The sequence below is a fragment of the Stutzerimonas kunmingensis genome (assembly GCF_014764705.1).
In the GTDB taxonomy this organism is placed as follows: Bacteria; Pseudomonadota; Gammaproteobacteria; order Pseudomonadales; family Pseudomonadaceae; genus Stutzerimonas.
On record NZ_JACXXG010000009.1, the window covers coordinates 70,031 to 86,373 of the forward strand.

At 64.7% G+C, this 16,343-nt stretch carries 12 protein-coding genes and 2 riboswitches; of the genes, 2 read left to right on the forward strand and 10 right to left on the reverse strand.

The genetic code is table 11. From position 1 onward, the window contains the following. Position 1: 1 nt before the first annotated feature. Positions 2-1,024, reverse strand: a complete 1,023-nt coding sequence (locus tag IEG05_RS09775; protein WP_046619422.1) for a fatty acid desaturase family protein — start codon at positions 1,022-1,024, stop codon at positions 2-4. A gap of 45 nt (positions 1,025-1,069) precedes the next feature. After that, complete coding sequence (locus IEG05_RS09780) at positions 1,070-2,071, reverse strand: ABC transporter substrate-binding protein (protein ID WP_046619421.1); 1,002 nt, start codon at positions 2,069-2,071, stop codon at positions 1,070-1,072. 49 nt (positions 2,072-2,120) lie between these two features. Next, positions 2,121-2,223, reverse strand: a riboswitch (guanidine-I (ykkC/yxkD leader). Between the two features lie 78 nt (positions 2,224-2,301). On the opposite strand from IEG05_RS09780, the gene IEG05_RS09785 reads away from it, so the two are divergent. Both IEG05_RS09785 and IEG05_RS09790 read left to right on the forward strand, forming a co-directional pair. Further along, positions 2,302-2,640 (forward strand): small membrane protein YohP, encoded by a 339-nt coding sequence (locus IEG05_RS09785; RefSeq protein ID WP_152664401.1) that lies wholly within the window; start codon positions 2,302-2,304, stop codon positions 2,638-2,640. Positions 2,641-2,732: 92 nt separating this feature from the next. Then, positions 2,733-4,034 (forward strand): mechanosensitive ion channel family protein, encoded by a 1,302-nt coding sequence (locus tag IEG05_RS09790; RefSeq protein WP_046619419.1) that lies wholly within the window; start codon positions 2,733-2,735, stop codon positions 4,032-4,034. Positions 4,035-4,236: 202 nt separating this feature from the next. Here IEG05_RS09790 and atzF read toward each other — a convergent pair whose 3' ends face one another. From atzF to IEG05_RS09830, 8 genes are all read right to left on the reverse strand, one after another. Continuing rightward, positions 4,237-6,039: an allophanate hydrolase gene (gene atzF / locus IEG05_RS09795; RefSeq protein WP_046619417.1), complete on the reverse strand. Its 1,803-nt coding sequence runs from the start codon at positions 6,037-6,039 to the stop codon at positions 4,237-4,239. Between the two features lie 443 nt (positions 6,040-6,482). Beyond that, a complete protein-coding gene (gene uca, locus IEG05_RS09800; RefSeq protein WP_046619415.1) occupies positions 6,483-10,187 on the reverse strand; it encodes an urea carboxylase in 3,705 nt (1,234 codons plus the stop codon). A gap of 157 nt (positions 10,188-10,344) precedes the next feature. Continuing rightward, entirely contained in the window at positions 10,345-10,980 is a 636-nt protein-coding gene (locus tag IEG05_RS09805) for an urea amidolyase associated protein UAAP2 (RefSeq protein WP_014820341.1), read from the reverse strand. A 13-nt stretch (positions 10,981-10,993) separates the two neighbouring features. Continuing rightward, the gene (locus IEG05_RS09810; RefSeq protein ID WP_046619413.1) at positions 10,994-11,722 is read right to left on the reverse strand and encodes an urea amidolyase associated protein UAAP1; all 729 of its coding nucleotides are present in this window, start codon (positions 11,720-11,722) and stop codon (positions 10,994-10,996) included. Between the two features lies 1 nt (position 11,723). Further along, complete coding sequence (locus IEG05_RS09815) at positions 11,724-12,608, reverse strand: ABC transporter ATP-binding protein (protein WP_224742765.1); 885 nt, start codon at positions 12,606-12,608, stop codon at positions 11,724-11,726. Next, entirely contained in the window at positions 12,605-13,420 is an 816-nt protein-coding gene (locus IEG05_RS09820; protein WP_046619411.1) for an ABC transporter permease, read from the reverse strand. The genes IEG05_RS09815 and IEG05_RS09820 overlap by 4 nt, the downstream gene beginning before the upstream one ends. Before the next feature lie 170 nt (positions 13,421-13,590). Then, positions 13,591-13,690: riboswitch (guanidine-I (ykkC/yxkD leader) on the reverse strand. 210 nt (positions 13,691-13,900) lie between these two features. Next, positions 13,901-15,370: a methyl-accepting chemotaxis protein gene (locus IEG05_RS09825; protein WP_046619410.1), complete on the reverse strand. Its 1,470-nt coding sequence runs from the start codon at positions 15,368-15,370 to the stop codon at positions 13,901-13,903. Between the two features lie 109 nt (positions 15,371-15,479). Continuing rightward, positions 15,480-16,286 carry a TatD family hydrolase gene (locus IEG05_RS09830; RefSeq protein ID WP_046619409.1) on the reverse strand — a complete coding sequence of 269 codons (807 nt, stop codon included), beginning with the start codon at positions 16,284-16,286 and terminating at the stop codon, positions 15,480-15,482. Positions 16,287-16,343 lie beyond the last annotated feature (57 nt).

Here is a 16,343-nt window from a genome sequence, read left to right on the forward strand (position 1 = left end):
ATCACACCGCCGTCAGGAAGGAGACGCCCACGGCGCCGTAGAAGTTGTCGGCCTTGTGCGGCCCCTCGCTGACCACACCGTAGTCATCGTCCAGCACGCGGCGTACGCGGTAGCGGTGGAAGCTGCCGAGCAGCTTGCGCATCGGGATGACCTGGTTGTAGGTGCTGCCGTACAGCTCGGCGTGCAGCCTCGGCAGGCGATACCAGGGCGCCACCGGCTTTTCGTGGTGGGCGTTGTGGAAGGAGAAATTCAACAGCAGCAGATTCAGCACCGGCCAGCGCTCGGAAACCACGTTGCTGTAGGTGTTCTGCTGCTCGTAGCTGCGGTCGCGGCGCTTGTCCTCCGGCAGCTTGCCGCCATCTTCCAGCACGGCGAAGGCCTCGTAGGTGTGCTGATAGGCATCGGCGAAACGCAGCACGCTGAGCATGATCATCCAGGCCACGGCGTAGAGCAGCACGGCCTTAAGCGACAGCACTGCGAACCCGGCAAAAAGCAGTGTGCGAACGGCCAGCACAGCGGCGACCTTGCCACGCCGGGCGCGGTGCTTGTCGTTGTCGGTGATGAAGGGCAGGGCGATCACGTAGAAATGCATGATCAGTTCCACCGCCGGCACATAGGCCCATTCCAGCGCCAGCACCAGCTTCTGGAACCACAGCGGGCGTGCCTTGAGAAAGGCCTTGCTGTCGAAGGTGATCACGTCGGCGCGGTCGACGTGATGGCGCATGTGTTTCTTGCGCAGGTCCTGAAACTCGGCGTAGCAGCTGCCGCACAACCAACTGCAGACTTTGCCAGCCCATTCGTTGTGCTTGGGCACGCTGAAAATGGCGCCGTGGGCGAATTCGTGAATCAGGTAGGCAGCGATGATCATGCCGTGGGCCAGCAGCAACGTGCCCAGCGCGTTCAGCCAGCCACTGCCGGCGAACAGCAGGGCCAGGCCGCCGCCGTAGGCGAGTACGGTATAGAGGATCGCCAAGGTATTTGGGACGCGGCCATCGGCGTAGCGGTACAGGGGTTTGGCGTTCATGGTCTTCTCCAGCACAGGCGGGCGATGGCCCGCCTGGCGTCGGCTTTACTGGGCGAGCGCTTCGGTGAACTGGGCGTCGTAGGTCTGGCTGAAATCGGGGATGCTCGGGATCTGCCCGTTGTCCTTGAGCAGCTTGGCGATGATCGCGCCGCTGCCATGGAACGAATGGGTGTCTTCGCCCGGGGTGAAGCTCTTGCCCATCTCGGCAAGCGGGATGTTGTAGGCACCGGTCATCTGCTCGACGGCTTCTTCGGCGCTGACGCCGAGCACCTCGCCGATGATTTCAGCCGACTCCTCGGGGTGCGCCTGCATGTAGGCCAGTCCATCGAGATAGCCCTGGATCATCGCCTTGATGGCGGCGGGCTTCTTGGCGATCACAGCCTCGTCGAAGACCAGCACGTCGGTGATCAGGCCCGGGGCGTCCTTGGACGAATAGACCACCTTGAACTTGTCGCCGCCGCCCATGGAAAGGATCTGCGAGACGTTGGGCTCGTAGGTCACACCAATCGGCAGATTGCCCGAAGCCATGGCGCCGGGGATGCCTTCCGGGGTCATGTTGACGGCGTCGATATCCTTGTCGCTCATGCCGTTCTGCTGCAGCGCATAGGCCAGCAGGAAGTCCGAGGGCGACAGCGGATTGAAGCCGACCTTCTTGCCCTTGAAGTCGGCGACCGACTGAACCGAGGCATCGGCGACGATGGCGTCACCGCCGTTGGAGAAGTCGATGGGCATCACCACGCGATGCTTGAGGCCCTTGGCGACCGAGGCCACTACCTGGTCGTAGGTGAGCATGCCGCCGTCCAGCGCGCGGCTGAGCATGGCGGTGGGGATCAGCGCCGGGTCGTTGAAGAACTGCAGGTCTACATCCAGGCCGTGGGGCTTGAACAGGTCTTTCTTGTCGGCGACGTAGAAGGGGCCGTAGCCGGCCCAGACCACGGTGCCGATCTTCAGCTTCTCGGCGGCCTGGCTGGCCAGCGGTGAAAACAATGTCGCGACGGCCAGGCCGGCGGCGAGGAGGGTCTTGTTCAGCGAGCGCAGTGTGGACATGGCGTGATTTCCCTACACATTGGAATGACAAGGCACGGGATGACATCGCGTCTCCCGGGCTTTTATCCCTCCGTGTAGTCCCGTCCCTGGGACCGGAGAACTCTCGGACCAGCGCCCACTCCCTGTGAGCCGGAACCCTAGTTCTCCTTGAAGCTGCTCCTGTGTTTTGTGCCAAGCGTCATGAGTGCCGGTGGCGACTCATCCCGTTCACTTGGGATAGAGCAGGTTGCGTGCCAGATGCCGTGCAAGCTCGGCAAGCCCGCGTGGTACGGCGCGTCCGCTGCGGCACGAGGCTTTTCGTTGAGCGGCGGGCATGCTCGGATGCAGGTCAATTTCTGAAAGGGCGCTCCCGAATGGTGCTGCGGCGCGTCTTAATGACGATCGGGATACAGTCGCGAGATGTACTGGTCGGCGAAAACCTTGAACGATGGAGGTGCCTGCCAGTCGGAACTGATGAACTCACGAAAAACGGGAGCCATCACATGCTGAAGTTTCTAGGTAGCACCATTGGCATCATCTTTCTGATCGGCCTGATCGTGGTCATCGGCCTCTTTGCACTGATCTTCTGACACGCCCGCGTATGCACACTGGGTCGCAGATGGCACATCGGTCGGCCCAGGGGTGCGCTCTTCTCGCAATATCTCTTTCCATGACTCGACTGATGCATCTGCCGATGGCCGTGCTGCTGGTGCTGCTCGCCGTGTTTGCCTCATTGCCCGCGACCGCGCAGGTGGATGATGGTTTGGCGACGGTGCGGCTCGACGGCCGCGCGCTGTTTCGTCTTGGCGGAACCGAGGAGCTGGAGGCGCGCCTGCGGGCTCGGCAGATAGAGCGGCAATTGCTGACGGTGTTGGAAACCCCGCAGGGCATCAGCAGGGCGCGCATCGCGCCGGCCGGGGAAAACGCCGAGGCGCGCCAGATCACCATGGCTGGGCGCATCCTGATGCAGGTCACGGAGGAGGATGCCCAAGCCAACGGCCAGGCGCTCGAGGCGCAGGCGCGCGAGTGGGCGTCGGTTCTCGAAACTGCGCTGGCGCAGGCCAGCACACGGCGGACGTCGGAGCGAGCGCGCTTCGTGACCGACGTGCGCGCCAGCGTCGATACTGCCTTCGCCCGGCTGCTGGAAGCGGCCATCAGCATCGTGCCGCGGGCACTGGCGGCGCTTCTGGTGATCGGCGTGTTCTGGGCATTGGCTGCGAGTGTGCGGGCAGGGGTCCGGATGATCTCTCATCGGCTGATACGCGATCGGACGGTGGAGAACCTGATCAAGCAGGTCAGTTACTACACCGTCTGGCTGCTGGGCCTGATCGTCGCTGCCACCGCCTTTGGCCTCGAACCCGGGACGCTCGCCACAGGCCTCGGGCTGACCAGCCTGGCGCTCGGATTCGCCCTCAAGGACATCCTTTCCAACTTTGTCAGCGGCCTGCTGATCCTCACCTTGCGGCCGTTCCAGCTCGGCGACCAGATCATCATCGGCGACACCGAGGGCAGCGTGGAGCGCATCGAACTGCGTGCCACGCAGATCCGCACCTACGACGGACGCCGGGTCCTGGTGCCGAATGCGGAAACCTTTACCTCGCGGGTCACCAACAACACCGCTGCGCCGGTGCGCCGTGGTCAGGTGATCTGCTACCTCGGCTACGAAGTCGATCTGCCACAGGTAATGCGCGTGCTCAAGGAGGCAGCCCGGGGTGCTGAAGGAGTCATCGCCGAGCCACCACCCACAGTGGCGATACGCGAGATGGGCCAGAGCGAGCTCGCCTTTCAGGTGCAATTCTGGTGCGACTCGCGCCGGTCGGACTTCATGCTCACCGCCTCGCGTGTGCGGGCAAACCTGATTGAGGCACTGCGCGCTTCGGGGATCGCGCTGCCTGGTCCGGGGGTTCATCAAGTCGTGTTGCGAGAGGGTGGGTCAGCGCTGGACGAGGCTTTGCCGAGGCGCAGCAGCAGCGACGAAGACTAGCGTGAGGACTGGATGAGCGCACCCTGGCCCGAGATGGCTACCTGACCGGCGTTATAGGAGCTGCCGTTAAGGCGCTGAATCGCTATCGAGCGCTGCGCGGGATGTACCAGATGCATAGTTGTTGGTCAGTCCCGCGCATTCATTTCTCACTGGCTGCGTTTCGCTCCTTACCGCTTACAGCCAGATAAGTGGTTTCGCTATCTCAACCCCGCTGCGCCAGCCAAGCCTTCCAGCCGCCGAAGTGGGTGATGTCCTCGGCGCCTCCAAGGCCGTAAGCATCGCAGATAAACCCGGTATCCCAGCGGCCATCCGCCAGCTCCAGCTTGCCCAGGCCCAGCGGCGCTGGGATGCCGGTGAGGAACGAGCCCAGCTCGCTGCTGGGGATGTCCCAGACTTCCACGGCGATGGCCGCCCCTCCCTCGGCGACGCGCACCATCCCCGGGCGTAACAGCGGGCCGCCGGCCAGGGCGTAGAGCTTGTACGCCGCGCTGCTGGTGGTTGCCTCCAGCAGCCGACCGCCGCGCTGGCGAAGTTGCCAGTTCAGCGGCAGGCCATCGAGGTGCGCGCCGCAGACCACCACTCTCGTCCGGTCGTTGCGCGCCGGATTCTGCGGGGCAGGTGTTGTGATCGCATTGCTGCCCACCAGGGCCAGGCCGGTCCGGCGTTGCAGTGCATCGGCCAGGCTCAGCAGGTACTGGTCGGTGAACACACGGCCAAACAGCGTCACGCCCCAGGGCAGCTCGTTCTCCATAACGCCGGCAGGTACAGCCACGGCGGCGTAATCCAGCATGTTCATGAAGTTGGTGTAGTAGCCCAGGTCCGAGTTGCGCTTGACCGGTTCGGCGTGAAGCTCGGCGAGCGTCACAGGGCGCGGGTACGCGGGCGTCAGTACGCAATCGACCTCGGTCATGATCCGGTCGCAAATGGCCTTCAGCTGCTGCAGGCGGTATTGCGCTTCGAACAGCTGCACGGCGGTGGTGCCCGGTGCCTTTTCCAGTACCGCCTTTATCACCGGCAGGACGGCGTCGGGTTGCTGCTCGATCAGCGCGCCGGCCACGCTATAGCGTTCGGCGACCCAGGGGCCTTCGTAGAGCAGGCGCGCGGCTTCGAGAAAGGGCGAAAAGTCCACTTCCACTGGCTCGCCACCGATGGCTTTTAGCTGCTCAATGGTGGCGGCGAACAGCGCCGGACTTTCCGGGCAGCCGAGGAACTCGAGCTGCTTCGGCACGCCGAAGCGAAAGGACTTCACCTGGCCGAAGGCCGAGCCGTCGTTCCACAGCGGGTTGGCGCGGCTGTACTCGTCGCGCGGATCGAGCCTGGCGGTCAACGCGAGCAGCTGACTGGCTTCAGCGGCGCTGGCAGTGAAGAAGGTCACGCAGTCCAGCGTGCGGCAGGCGGGCACGACGCCAGCGGTGGAGATCAGCCCTTTGCTGGCCTTGAGGCCCACCAGATTGTTCAGCGCCGCCGGCACGCGGCCGGAGCCTGCGGTGTCAGTGCCCAGGGCAAAGGTGCACAGGCCCAGTGCCACGGCCAGGGATGAGCCGGCGCTGGAGCCGCCGGAGGGGTAGTCGGGGTGCACGCTGTTGCGGCACTCGCCGTAGGGCGAGCGGGTGCCGTTGAGGCCGGTGGCGAATTGGTCGAGGTTGGTCTTGCCCAGCGGCACCGCGCCCAGGGCGATCAACTGCTCGACGATGGTGGCGCTGGTTTGAGGTGTGTAGGCAAAGGCCGGGCAGGCGGCGGTGGTGGCAATGCCGGCCAGATCGATATTGTCCTTGATGGCGAACGGGATGCCGTAGAGCGCTAGCTCGGCGGGCGTCTTGCTCTCCAGTGCGGCCAGGTAGGGCTCGAGTTCTTCGACGCTCATCAGGTGGATAAAGGCGTTGAATTCGCCGTTCAGTTCGGCGGCCTTGGCGTGCAGTTCGAGGATCAGCTGACGCGGGGTCGTGGTGCCGGCTTCATAGGCATTGCGCAGCGTATCGAGGCGAAGATCGAAATGGGTCGTCATGGTTGGCTTCCTCTGTGGCAGGCCTAGTCTGTTCGGGCGGTCGGGATTCAGGTCAGGCTGGCGGCCGTTTCCCCTCACCCCAGCCCTCTCCCCAAAGGGGCGAGGGGGTTAATCCGGTGTTGCTGGCGATCTGGTGGTCCGGCGTTGCTTTAGTGCTGTTGGTCCGGAGCCTTTGGTACGTCGTGGCGGAGGAACTTGGTTGGGCCTCTTTCCCCTCTCCCCAGTCCTCTTCCCAACGGGCGAGGGGGTTGATTCGGTGTTGCTGATGGTCTTTTGGTCCGGCGTTGCTTTCGTATCGCAGGCGCTGAGAGTTCGTTACGCGGCTCATGGCAATGCGCGAGCTGCGTCGATGTCCAGACCCCCGAGCCCGCGCCGAACCGGTCCCCTCTCCCTGAGGGAGAGGGCTAGGGTGAGGGGGAAATGGTCGGCAAAGACCACAGTTCTCAAACCTCCTCGATCACCACCACCCGTTGGCCGGCGCGCACCGGGGAGCCGGGTTGCACACGGATGTCCTTCACCACCCCGGCGACCGGAGCGATGAGCGGAATTTCCATCTTCATGCTCTCAAGGATCATCAGCACGTCGCCGGCAGCCACGCGCGCTCCCTCGGCCACCGACACCTGCCAGAGATTGCCGGCGATATGGCTTTCGATGCCGTGCTCACCCGCGCCAAGCGGGGTGTCTTCACCGAGATCGGCCGCTACTTCCTCGCTCTCGAAATGCGCCAGCCCCGATTCGATCCAGCGCTGGCGCTCGGCGTCGAAGGCCGCGCGCTGCTGGCTGCGGAAGGCCTCGATGCCTTCGGCTTCCTTGACCAAGAAATCCTGGTAGTCGGAGAGGCACAGCTCGGTCTCCTCGATCTTCAGCGGGTAGCGGCCCAGCGGGAAGTCGCGGCGAATCTTCAGGAGCTCCTCGGCGCTGACCGGGTAGAAACGGATCTGGTCGAAAAAACGCAGCAGCCAGGGCTGGCCGCCGAACGCCTCGAGCGCGCGGTAGCGGTTCCACATCTGCAGGGTGCGACCGACGAACTGGTAGCCGCCCGGGCCTTCCATGCCATAGACGCACATGTAGGCGCCGCCAATGCCCACCGAGTTCTCGGCGGTCCAGGTGCGCGCCGGGTTGTACTTGGTGGTGACCAGACGGTGGCGCGGGTCCAGCGGGGTGGCCACCGGCGCGCCGAGGTAGACGTCGCCCAGGCCCATCACCAGATAGCTGGCCTCGAACACCGTGCGGTACACCTCGTCGAGGTTCGGCAGGTCGTTGATGCGACGGATGAACTCCAGGTTGCTCGGGCACCAGGGCGCGTCCTTGCGGACCGTGGTCATGTACTTCTCGATCGCCAGCTGGCAAGCCGGGTCGTCCCAGGACAGCGGCAGGTGGACGATGCGCGAGGGCACTTTGAGATCCTGCGCAGCGCACACTGCGTCCCACAGCCCGGCGACGGTCTCCAGCAGCACGGCCAGCGGCAGGGTTTCCGGCTGGTAGTGGACCTGCAGCGAACGGATGCCGGGTGTGAGGTCGATGACCCCGTCGAGTCCCTTGGCTTCCAACGCCTGCATCAGCGCATGGCCGCGGAAGCGCAGCACCAGGTCCAGTTCCGGTGCGCCGATTTCTAGCAGCAGATGGGTGTCGCCGGAGAGTCGGGCGACCAGACGGGTGTCGTCCTGGCCGAGGTCGAGGACGATGGGGGAGGTGAGCGCATATTCCGCAGATTGCGCGTAAATGCCCCCTCTCCCCCTGGGAGAGGGCTGGGGTGAGGGGCTTTTGCTGTCGGTTGAAACAGTCCTCACCCCGATCGCGGGCCGCCCCGGCCCCTCTCCCGGAGGGAGAGGGGAGACAAGCGCGCACTCTTCGCGCCGGGCTCTTGCCAGCTCCCGCGCTGTGGCGATATCCACCGGGACAAAGCGCACTTTATCCCCTGCCTTAAGCTGCCCGAGCTGCCACAGGTCGGCTTCGATAATGGTCACCGGACAGACAAACCCCCCCAGGCTCGGGCCGTCCGGGCCGAGGATCACCGGCATGTCGCCGGTGAAGTCCACCGCGCCGATGGCGTAGGGGTTGTCGTGGATATTGGATGGATGCAAACCGGCTTCGCCGCCGCTCTCGCGCACCCATTCGGGCTTGGGCCCGATCAGGCGCACGCCGGTGCGGCTGGAGTTGAAGTGCACTTCCCAGTCGGTGGCGAAGAAGCGCTCGATATAGCCTTCGGTGAAGTATTCCGGCGCACCGTGGGGGCCGTAGATCACGCGAATTTCGCGCACCGCCGGCAGGGCGCTGCGCAGCTCGGCGGCCAGCGTGGCGCCGGCAGACGAGTCGGTCAGCGGTGACAGATGCAGCACGTCGCCGGCACGCAGGGCGCGGCCGCCGTGGCCGCCGAACTGGCCGAGGGTAAAGGTGCTCTTGCTGCCCAGATACTCCGGCAGCTGCAGACCGCCGCGCACGCACAGATACGACCGCGCACCGGCGCCGGCAATGGTGCCGATCGTCAGGGTGCTGCCGGCCGGGATGAACAGCGCAGTGCTCATCGGCTGCGGCACGTCATCCAGCTTCAACGGTATTTCCGCGCCGGTCACCGCCACCACCGCGTCGGTGTTGAAGCGCAGGATCGGCCCGCTCATGGTGATTTCCAGCCCGGCGGCGTCTTCGGCGTTGCCGAGCAGGGCATTGCCCAGACGCAGGGCGCGGCTGTCCATCGGGCCGGACGGCGGCACGCCTACCGCCCAGTAGCCGAGGCGGCCAGGGAAGTCCTGTACGGTGGTCTGGGTGCCGGCGCTGATAATCTCGAAGGCATTGGCCTTGTAGCTGAGACCCTCCAGGCAGCGGGTCCAGGGGTTGCCGCTGGCGAACGGGGTAAAGGCAAGGATCTGGCGCAGGTAATCGCGGTTGGTTTCCACGCCGTAGAGCTGGGTGTCGCCGAGCGCCTGGTCAAGCGCTTGGCGAGCCTCCTCGCGGCTCGGCGCCCAGGTGATGACCTTGGCGATCATCGGGTCGAAATACGGCGGGATCTCGCAGCCAGCCTCGACCCAGGTATCGACGCGCAGGGCCTTGCCGTCGGCTACCGGGAAGCTCGCGGCGGTGAGCAAACCGGGGCTCGGCTGGAAATCCCGGCCGGGGTCTTCGGCATAGACGCGCGCCTGGATCGAATGCCCGCTGGGCTTCAGCGTCTTGGCCAGCTCCGCCAGCGGCGGCAGGTCGCCGGCGGCCAGCTTGATCATCCAGCGCACCAGATCGACACCCCAGACCTGCTCGGTGACGCCGTGCTCGACCTGCAGGCGGGTGTTCACCTCGAGGAAGTAGAAGCGCTGGGCCTCGGCGTCGTAGACGAACTCGACGGTGCCGGCGCTACGGTAGTCGACGGCCTTGGCCAGCGTGATAGCCGCTTCGCACAGTGCCTCGGCCATGCCGGCCGGCAGGTTCGGTGCCGGAGTTTCCTCCAGCACCTTCTGGTTGCGTCGCTGCACCGAGCAGTCGCGCACGCCGAGGGCGATGACGTCGCCGGCACCATCGCCGAACACCTGCACTTCCAGATGGCGGGCGCGCTTGATGTATTTCTCGATGAATACGCCCGAATCGCTGAAGTTGTTCTGCCCCAGGCGCTTGACCGCGTCGAAGGCCTCGGCGAGTTCCGCCGTCGAGCGGCACACGCGCATGCCGATACCGCCACCGCCGGCGGTGCTTTTCAGCATCACCGGGTAGCCGACCTGCTCGGCTGCGCCGAGGGCATCGGAAAGGCTGTCGAGCAGCTCAGTGCCCTCCAGCATCGGTACGCCGCGTTGTTTGGCCAGGGCGCGGGCGGTGTGCTTGAGGCCAAACACCCGCAGCTGTTCTGGCGTCGGGCCGACAAAGGCGATGCCGGCGGCTTCACAGGCTTCGGCAAAGGCGGCGTTCTCGGAGAGAAAGCCGTAGCCGGGGTGAATGGCTTTCGCGCCGGTTTCCCGGGCGATGCGGAGAATCTTCTCCACCACCAGATAGGTCTGCGCTGCCGGGCCTTCGCCCAGGCTGTGGGCCTCGTCGGCCTGCTGGATATGCAGGCTGGCGGCGTCGGCCTCGGAGTAGACGGCCACGCCTTTCACATCCAGGGCGCGCAGCGTACGCAGGATGCGGCAGGCAATGGCGCCGCGGTTGGCGATCAGAAGTTTGTCGAACATGTTCAGTAACCCTCGAAGGCTGGCGGGCCGTCCCGCCTTTATTCATCTGCGCCACGGCCGTCCGTGGTTGGGGAGGGTTGCTTCGCTGTCGGCAGCTCGGGCCGCTGCCCGGCGCGCGCCTGCAGCAGCGGCAGCAGGTGGCGTCGTAACAGCGCCATCAGTCCCACACCAGCACCTCGGCGGGCGTCGGGTTCCAGCCGTTGCAGGGGTTGTTCAGTTGCGGGCAGTTGGAGATCAGCACGATCACGTCCTGATCGGCCTTGAGCTCCACGTACTTGCCCGGTGCGGAAAGGCCGTCCTCGAAGGTCAGGCCGCCCTCGGGCGTCACCGGAACGTTCATGAAAAAGTTGATGTTGGCGCCGATGTCGCGCTTCTCCAGACGGCCGTCGTGCAGGCTGGCGCGCAGAAAATTGTCGCGACAGCTGTGCATGTAGCGCTTGTCCAGGGCGTAGCGCACCACGTTGCTCTCCTGGGCGCAGGCGCCGCCGAGGGTGTCGTGGCGACCGCAGGTGTCAGCGACGATGGTCAGCAAGGGGTTGCCGAGGTTGGAATACAACACCGTGCCGGCGGTGAGATAGACCTTGTTCTGTCGGCGCAGGGTGCGCTGCGGGTCGAAGCGTTCGCGCGGGTTCTTCGCGCTGAAGAACAACGTGTCGATGGCTTGATTGCCCTCGACATCCAGCAAGCGCAGGGTCTGTCCGGCCTTTACTTCGAACAGGTACGGCTCGCCGGCCGGGATCAGGTGGCGGAAGCTGGCGGTTTCGGGGTGCAGGCTGCTTTCTACGATGGTCATGTCGGCAACCTCCTCAGATGTAGAGTCGCTCGGTGTTGTGGAAGCCGCGGCCGTTCTCCGGACGCGAAGTGCGGCAGAGCACGCTGATGCCATCGCTCTGGACCTTGTGCCAGCTCAGCTGCACCGGTTTGGGTGCGTACAGCGGATTGGGGTCCAGCGGATGCTGCAAGGCGGTGAGGATCACCAGGGTGTCCATTGGCGCGTATAGCTCGATGTAGTCGCCCGCTTTGGAATTGCCGCTGTGGAAGGCAAAGGCGCCGTCGGCGGTGACGTCCACCCGGCTGAACAGATTGAGCACCATGAGCAGGTCCTGCAGGTTGAGGTTCCACTTGCCCATCTCCACCAGCAGGTTGTCGGTGCCGTTGCGGAAGAAGCCGTTGCGCAGTTCCTGATAGCGGCCCTGGCCGTACTTCTCGGCGACTTCATCGGCGTTCAGCACGCCGCCAAAGCTGTCGTGCCAGCCGCAGGTGTCGGCGGTGATGGCAGCCAGTACGCGGCCCATGTCCGAGTAGAGGCAATGACCGGCGGTGAGCTTGGCGGTGTGCTGGCACTTGAGGGTGTCGGGCAGGTTCAGCCGCTCGCTCTTCTCCTGGGCGTTGAGCAGCATCAAGCTGACGTTGGCGCCGCCTTCCAGATCGGTCAGGCGCAGCAGCTGGCCACGCTTGAGGACGAAGGATGTGTGGCCGCCACCGGGAACGGTTTCCTCGTACAGCGTGGGGCGGATCGCGAGTGAAGCGCTCATGTCAGGCTCCTTGATAGGCAGTTCGGAATTTCTCGCTGAGGGCGACCGGAACGCCAGCGGACGCGCCGGGCGCGTGGCGGCCCTCGTGCAAGGGAATGTCGTAGGTCACCCGCGCGCCATAGGCACCCGGGGCGTGGGGATCGATGCGGGGCTTGTCGAAGACCAGGATGCGGCTGCCGAGGGTGAAGCCTTCCGACAGGTCGTGGGTGACCATGAACACCGTCAGCCGGGTTTCCCGCCACAGCTCCAGCAGCAGCTCATGCATGTCCTTGCGGATGCCCGGGTCGAGTGCGCCGAAGGGCTCGTCGAGCAGCAGCACGCGGGGCTTCATGATCAGCGCCTGGGCGATGGCCAGGCGCTGCTGCATGCCGCCGGACAACTGCGCCGGGTACTTGTCCAGCGCATGGCCGAGGCCGACCTTGTGCAGCATCTGCGCGGCCTGCTCGCGGGCATCGCGCTTGCGGTGACCAAGCAGACGGCCCAGTAGCGGGGCGCGCGGCAGTTCCAGGCCGAGGGCGACGTTGTCCAGTACGGTCAGGTGCGGAAATACCGAGTAGCGCTGAAAGACCACGCCGCGGCTGGCATCCGGTTCGTTTGCCAGCGGCTGGCCATCGAGCAGGATCTCGCCGCGGCTGGGCGCTTCCTGGCCGAGCAGCAGCCGCAAAAAGGTGGATTTGCCGCAACCGGAGGCACCGACCAGGGTGCAGAACTCGCCTTCGGCGATGTTCAGGTTTAGGCGCTCCAGCACGACCTGATAGCCGTACTGCTGCCAGACGTTCTTCACCTGAATGAAGGAGCCGGGGTCGCCGCCTGCGCGAGTCCCTTGTTGCGTTGTGCATTGGCTCGACTGTGCGGCAACGGGTGCCTTGGCGTTGTTCTCGCTCATGCCTTGGCTCCTTCATACCAGGGGAACAGCAGCTGGGTCAGGCGCCGCAGCAGGTAGTCCATGGCCCAGGCCAGTAGGGTGATCCAGGCGACATAGGGCAGGATCACGTCCATCGCCATGTAGCGACGCACGAGAAAGATGCGGTAGCCCAGGCCATCGGTGGAGGCGATGGCCTCGGCGGCGATGAGGAACAGCCAGGCCGAACCGAGCACCAGGCGCAGGCTGATCAGCAGGCGCGGCATCAGCTGCGGCAGGACCAGGCGCAGGATCAGGGTCCAGGTGTTGGCGCCCAAGGTTTGCGCCTTGATCAGCAGCTCGCGGGGAATTTCTCGTGCTCGGTGTTCAAGGTCGCGAGCCAGGATCGGCGTGATACCGATGACGATCAGCATCACTTTGGACAGTTCGCCCAGGCCGAAGACGATGAACAGGATCGGCAGGATCGCCAGCGGTGGCACCATCGACAGCACCGTGAGCAATGGCGAGAGCGGCGCGCTGAACAGCGGCAGAGTGCCGGCAACGATACCCAGGCACAGGCCGGCCACTGCCGCGATGGCAAGACCGGTGCCGAGGCGCTTGAGGCTGGAGGCGGTGTCCTGCCAGAACAGATAGTCGCCGGAGCGTTTGTCGGGGGTGAAAGCGAGGCGTTCGACGGCTGCGCTCATCTGGCCGAAGCTGGGCAGCAACTTGTCGTTGGGGTTCAGTTCCAGGCGCTGGGCCGAGCTGGTCAGGTACAGCGCCAGCAGCATGGCGAAGGGCAGAATCGCCAGTGCCAACCAGCCGCTACGTCCGGGAGTGCGGTTGATCAGACGCATGGGCAGATACCCCGTGCAACGGCCGCGGCAACAGGTGGAATACTGTGAAGTTCGGGTGCGGCAGACGCCCTGGCGCAAGGCAGAGCGGAGAACGGCAAAGCCGTTTCGAGCGGGCACATGGCAAACCCTCCAGTGTTGGGAATAGCGCAGGAGCTGCGTGCAATCACGCTGTCTCCCGGGCTTTTATCCCGCCGTGTAACCTCGCTGGAGGTCGCCAACTCTCGGACCAGCCACTCGCGTCAACGAGTCGGAACCCTAGTCAGCTATTTCAAATTGTCTTCGCAGGTGCAGCAGCTTTTCTTCGCAAAGGATGCAAAGCAAGAGGGATGCCAATGCACAAAAATCGCGCGGTGCAGGCGTCGTGGGGAAGAGCGGCGCTAGGGGAGTGCCCTGTTTTGGGGCTGCGCTCGAGGCGGTGCATGCTTTTCGAGCGCGGAGGACGTTGCACGAGCGCAACGCCGCATTGGCAGGAAGCTAGAGCTAGAGCTTGAGCTGGCCGATGGCACGGCTTAGATCGGTGGATAGCGCGGCCAGCTCGGCACTGGTGCTGGCCGAGCTTACGGTCTGCTCCACGGTGCGTTCCGTGACGTCGCGGATGCCGGTAACCGAGCGGTTGAGCTCTTCGGCGACCTGGCTCTGCTGCTCGGCGGCAACGGCGATCTGCGTATTGCTTTCGCGCATCTGTGCTACCGCGTCGGCGATGGCTTCAAGTGCCTGCGCTGCTTCATGGGCCTCGCGCACGCAATCGTCGGCTTTCAGTGAACTCTCCTGCATGAACTCCACGGCGTCGCGAGTCATCGCCTGCAGGCCGGAGATCATCTGGGTGATTTCGTCGGTGGAACTTTGCACACGCTTGGCCAGGTTGCGGACTTCATCGGCGACCACGGCGAAACCGCGGCCCTGTTCACCGGCCCGGGCTGCTTCGATTGCGGCGTTGAGCGCCAGCAGGTTGGTCTGTTCGGCGATGCTGTGGATCACGTTGACGACGCCGTTGATCTTCTGGCTATCCGCGGCGAGCTGCTCGATCATCTCGCCGGTCTGCTGCACGCCCTGAGAGAGGCTGGAGATGGACTTCTCCACACGGCCGACGACCCGGTGGCCATCGCCCGCAAGGCGGTCGGCGTTCTGTGATTGATCGCGAGTTTCGCGTGCATGCTCGGCGATCTGGTGCACCGTGGCGCTCATTTCGTTGATGGCCGTGGCTGCCTGGTCGGTTTCACCCTGCTGACCGCGCATGCCCTTGTGCACGTCGTTCATGCTCGTGGCGAGCCGGCTCGCGCCCTCGTCGAGACGCGCAGCAGCCTGGGCGACGGTGCTGACCACGCGTTGATAGCCGCCCTGCATGGCGTTGAATGCGCTGGCCATCTGGCCGACTTCGTCACGGCTGTCCAGCGGAACCCGTGCCTGCAGGTCGCCACTGTGCTCCACGTGCAGCATGACGTCCTTGAGCGTGTTGAGGTGGCTGAGCAGAAAGCGGATAAGCAGTTGCGAAGCGCCGAGCAGGCCGAGCATCAGCACCGCGACCGCCACGGCGTAGCTGAAAAAGTGCTGGCTCAGTACCTGAACAGCGCTGGGCGCGCGGGCCAGTACAGCCAGCTTCTGACCATTCGTCGCGGAGATCAGGTGGGCGCCGACCACGGGATTGCTGGAGAACAGTCGGTCGTGGGCGAGGGTGGTCCAGCCGCTTTCGGCGATAGCCTGACCCTCGACCGCGGCGCGCTGATCTGCCTGGAACGCGATCAGGTCCGCACCCTGCGGCAGCGCAGCATCGGCCGGCCAACTCGCCAGCAGTGATGCACGCGCCTGCGCTGCAGCGACGGCGTCGGCGCTACGGGCGCTTTGCTCCAGTTGTACGGCGTAAAGCACCAGCAGCAACGCGATGACGAAGGTCACCATGTTCAGTGCCCAGAACTTGTACTTGAGCGACAGATCGCGAATCCAAACGGCCATGACTGCTCTTCTTCTATAGGAGGTTGCGCGCGCGTAGCGGAACGCTTGCTTGCACTGCGGCTTAACATTTAACGGCCGCCTGAGGCAGAGCTTGAGAAATTTCTGTGACTCAGTCGAGGTCCGGCAGGCCGAAGAACGCGCGCGCGCAGCGTGTGGTGTGAGCCGCCAGCGACGCTTCGCTCTCGCCGCGATGGAGCGCGACTTCGCGCAGCACTTCCAGCAGATAGGCCGGTTCGTTCTGGCCGCTCTTCGGTTTCGGGCGCAGGGTGCGTGGCAGCAGGTAAGGTGCGTCGCTCTCGAGCATCAGACGACCTGTAGGGATGTCCTTCACCAGGGGATGCAGATGGGTACCGCGGCGTTCGTCGCATATCCAGCCGGTGATGCCGACATGTAGGTCCAGGTCGAGATAGCCGTACAGTGCCTGTTTTTCACCGGTGAAACAGTGCACCACCGCCGCAGGGAGGTGGTCCCGAAACGGTCGCAGAATCGCCAGCAACCGGTCGCTGGCGTCGCGTTCGTGCAGAAAGACCGGCAACTGCAGTTCGACGGCGAGTTGCAACTGTTCCTCCAGCGCGCGCTCCTGTAGCGGTCGCGGTGAAAAATCGCGATTGAAGTCCAGGCCGCATTCGCCGACTGCGCGCACTTCGGGCTCGGCGAGAAGGCCGCGCAACTGGCTGGCGCTGTCAGTCGTCCAGTGGCTCGCATCATGCGGATGCACACCCGCGGTACTGAACAGGTGCAGGCGGGACTCGTCCAGTTGGCGACAGAGTTTGAGAGCAGCTTCGCTTTCTTCGAGGCTGGTGCCGGTAAGCACCATCTGCACGACGCCGGCCGCTCTGGCGCGCTCGACGACCGCAGGTGCGCTTGAGGCGAATGTCGGGTGGCTCAGATTGACGCCGATGTCGATAAGCTGCATGAATACCTCGAGCCTAAAAACTAACTAAATCAATAATATAGGAGTTATAGCTAAACC

What these genes read in the sequence shown, in the direction of transcription:
- IEG05_RS09775 (WP_046619422.1), bottom strand. Translation starts at nt 1,024, where the DNA reads ATGAACGCCAAACCCCTGTACCGCTACGCCGATGGCCGCGTCCCAAAT.
- IEG05_RS09805 (WP_014820341.1), bottom strand. Translation starts at nt 10,980, where the DNA reads ATGACCATCGTAGAAAGCAGCCTGCACCCCGAAACCGCCAGCTTCCGC.
- uca (WP_046619415.1), bottom strand. Translation starts at nt 10,187, where the DNA reads ATGTTCGACAAACTTCTGATCGCCAACCGCGGCGCCATTGCCTGCCGC.
- IEG05_RS09815 (WP_224742765.1), bottom strand. Translation starts at nt 12,608, where the DNA reads ATGAGCGAGAACAACGCCAAGGCACCCGTTGCCGCACAGTCGAGCCAA.
- atzF (WP_046619417.1), bottom strand. Translation starts at nt 6,039, where the DNA reads ATGACGACCCATTTCGATCTTCGCCTCGATACGCTGCGCAATGCCTAT.
- IEG05_RS09820 (WP_046619411.1), bottom strand. Translation starts at nt 13,420, where the DNA reads ATGCGTCTGATCAACCGCACTCCCGGACGTAGCGGCTGGTTGGCACTG.
- IEG05_RS09780 (WP_046619421.1), bottom strand. Translation starts at nt 2,071, where the DNA reads ATGTCCACACTGCGCTCGCTGAACAAGACCCTCCTCGCCGCCGGCCTG.
- IEG05_RS09830 (WP_046619409.1), bottom strand. Translation starts at nt 16,286, where the DNA reads ATGCAGCTTATCGACATCGGCGTCAATCTGAGCCACCCGACATTCGCC.
- IEG05_RS09825 (WP_046619410.1), bottom strand. Translation starts at nt 15,370, where the DNA reads ATGGCCGTTTGGATTCGCGATCTGTCGCTCAAGTACAAGTTCTGGGCA.
- IEG05_RS09810 (WP_046619413.1), bottom strand. Translation starts at nt 11,722, where the DNA reads ATGAGCGCTTCACTCGCGATCCGCCCCACGCTGTACGAGGAAACCGTT.
- IEG05_RS09790 (WP_046619419.1), top strand. Translation starts at nt 2,733, where the DNA reads ATGCATCTGCCGATGGCCGTGCTGCTGGTGCTGCTCGCCGTGTTTGCC.